This window comes from Amycolatopsis sp. SID8362, assembly GCF_010550475.1.
Classification (GTDB): domain Bacteria; phylum Actinomycetota; class Actinomycetes; order Mycobacteriales; family Pseudonocardiaceae; genus Amycolatopsis; species Amycolatopsis eburnea.
Genome location: NZ_JAAGNB010000930.1, coordinates 1 through 2444, shown reverse-complemented (window position 1 = coordinate 2444; position 2444 = coordinate 1). Strand labels below are relative to the sequence as shown.

Below are 2444 nucleotides of genomic sequence, written 5' to 3'. Positions count from 1 at the left end.
GGCCGCGCGGATCACCGCGTAGTGACCGGGCGGGTAGATCCGCCCGGTGCGCGCCGAAGCGGCGGAGCGGTCGCGGGCCGTGCGGTGCAGGCCGCCCCGGTCGACGACCGTGCCGACCCCGCGCACGGGCCGTACCAGGCCCTGCGACCGCAGGGTGGCCAGCACCTTGGTGGCCGTCGCCATGGCGACGGCCCACGTGCGCGCGATTTCGCGGGCGGACGGCACGGTGTCGCCCTCCTGCAGCCGGCCGGACAGGATGTCGTCACGGATCCGGCCCGCGATCTGCAGGTACGGCGGCTCTGGACGGTCGAGGGTGGGCACGGCAGCTCCTCACGGGGACTAACGCACAAGTGTTCTAGCACGCCAGGGTGTCGGGAACAAAGCCCTGATCAGAACCACCCAGGTGTACTAGTACACGAGCTGGACTGCGCTCTAGTACGCAAGTTACCCTCGAAAGTGTGTCCCCGCCCACACCTCACACCGGATCCAGCGGCCAGGGCCTCGAGGAACTCCTCGAGGAGCTCCGGCGCCGCAAATGGGTGCTTCACCTGTTCGGCGGCCGCGAGGCCCCGGAGGTCTACGCGGCGGTGCACCGGTGGCCCACGTGCGCGGACGTCATCATCCTCCGCGACGAGCACCGGGCCAGCGCGTACCGCGTCCCGACCTTCCCGGGGACGGACGTGTTCAGCCCGCGGGTCGTCACCTGGCAGTACCACGCCACCCCGGTGTGGACGCTGCGGGCGGTGCTCACGCTCGCCGAGCCCGGCACCCCGGGCGCGCCGCTGCAGGCGCTGCGCCCGCAGCCGGACTGCGGGGTCCCGGCGGCACTGCGGCAGGACGTCACCATCCGGCCCACGCACACGAGGGAAGGGGACGACGGCGGGCCGCCCGCCTGCGCTTAGCGGGCGAGCAACCGCTCCGCGACCACCAGGTCGTGGGGATACGTGATCTTGAGGTTCTCGGGAGCACCCGGGACCCACCGGATCGGCAGGGAGGAGAACCGCTCCATGCACGAGGAAGTGTCCGTACCCAGGAAGCCTTCGCGCGCGGCCTGTTCGTAGGCCTCGAGCAGCGGTCCGGCCCGGAAGCCTTGAGGCGTCTGGACGCGGATCGCGCCGGGCACCTGGGCGACCAGGTGCCCGGCATCCACCCCGACGACGTCGTCCGCGGCCAGGCCCGGCACAGCCCCCCCGTCCTCGCGTGTCCGGGTCAGCACCGCATCGACCAGCTGTGGGTGGACCAGCGGCCGGGCCGCGTCGTGCAGCAGCACGGCGTCGACCCGGCCGCCCGCAATCCTCGGGGCGAGGTGGCGCAGCGCGTTCAGCTCGGACGCCTGGCGCGTGTCCCCGCCGTGCACGACTTCGACGTCGCCGCCGAACTCCGCGAGGACCTCGTCCGCCAGTTCCCGGTCCTGCGGCCGGATCACCAGCACCAGCACGCCGATGCCGGGCACGCGCGCGAACGCGTCCAGCGACCAGGCCACGACCCGGCGCCCGGCGAGCGGCAGGTAGACCTTGTTCAGCTTCGCGCCGACGCGGGTGCCCGCGCCGCTGGCCAGCACCACCGCGGCCGCCGTCGTCTCCACGAGCCGCGAGACTACCGGGGACGGCTTCCCGGTAGGTTGGCGCCAGCGTTGCCGTGGAGGAGAAAGGGCCTGGTGTGGAGCCGGAAAACATCGAGTTCCCCGAGATCACCCCGCCCGACGACCACGCAAGGTCCGACGCGATCGCGCTGCACGGCAAGCTGGTCAAGCCGGCCGGTTCGCTGGGCAGGCTCGAAGAGCTGGGCGTGTGGATCGCCGCGTGCCAGGGGCAGTCGCCGCCGCGGCCGTTCACGCGGCCGCGCGTCGTCGTGTTCGCCGGCGACCACGGCATCGCCGCGAAGGGGGTTTCGGCCTATCCCGCCGAAGTGACCGCGCAGCTGCTCGGCACGATGCTGACCGGCGGCGCCGCGATCAACGTGCTGGCCGCCGCCGCGGGCGCGAGCGTCCGCGTGGTCGACCTGGCCGTGGACACCGAGGCGCCGGCGACCCGGTCGATCGGCGAGTTCAAGGTCCGCCGCGGCTCCGGCTCGATCGACGTCGAGGACGCGCTGACCGACGCCGAGGTCAAGGCGGCGGTCCGCGCCGGGATCGCGATCGCCGACGCGGAGGTCGACGGCGGCGCGGACCTGCTCGTCCCCGGCGACCTCGGGATCGGCAACAGCACGCCGGCGTCGGTACTCGTCGCGGCGCTGACCGGCAGCGAGCCGGTCGCCGTCGTCGGACGTGGCTCCGGCATCGACGACACCGCCTGGATGCGCAAGGCGACGGCGGTCCGCGACGCCCTGCGCCGGGCCCGCGCGGTCCTCGCCAACCCCCTGGACCTGCTGCGCACGACGGCGGGCGCGGACATCGCGGCGATGGCGGGCTTCCTGGCCCAGGCCGCGGTCCGGCGGACGCCGGT

4 protein-coding genes are annotated in these 2444 nt (G+C 73.7%); 2 read left to right on the top strand and 2 right to left on the bottom strand.

What is annotated here, in order from left to right:
- The coding region (locus G3I65_RS29040) for a GntR family transcriptional regulator (RefSeq protein ID WP_160698921.1) at positions 1-321 on the bottom strand (321 nt) is incomplete at its 3' end.
- Between the two features lie 137 nt (positions 322-458).
- Here G3I65_RS29040 and G3I65_RS29035 point away from each other — a divergent pair.
- The gene (locus G3I65_RS29035) at positions 459-902 is read left to right on the top strand and encodes a hypothetical protein (protein WP_160698920.1); all 444 of its coding nucleotides are present in this window, start codon (positions 459-461) and stop codon (positions 900-902) included.
- On the opposite strand, the gene G3I65_RS29030 is transcribed toward G3I65_RS29035, so the two are convergent.
- Positions 899-1585, bottom strand: coding sequence for a 2-C-methyl-D-erythritol 4-phosphate cytidylyltransferase (locus G3I65_RS29030; protein ID WP_160698919.1), 687 nt, complete (start codon positions 1583-1585; stop codon positions 899-901). The two genes, G3I65_RS29035 and G3I65_RS29030, sit on opposite strands and share 4 nt — an antisense overlap.
- 74 nt (positions 1586-1659) lie before the next feature.
- On the opposite strand from G3I65_RS29030, the gene G3I65_RS29025 reads away from it, so the two are divergent.
- Positions 1660-2444 (top strand): nicotinate-nucleotide--dimethylbenzimidazole phosphoribosyltransferase (locus G3I65_RS29025; protein WP_160698922.1); only part of this gene is annotated, 785 nt, incomplete at its 3' end.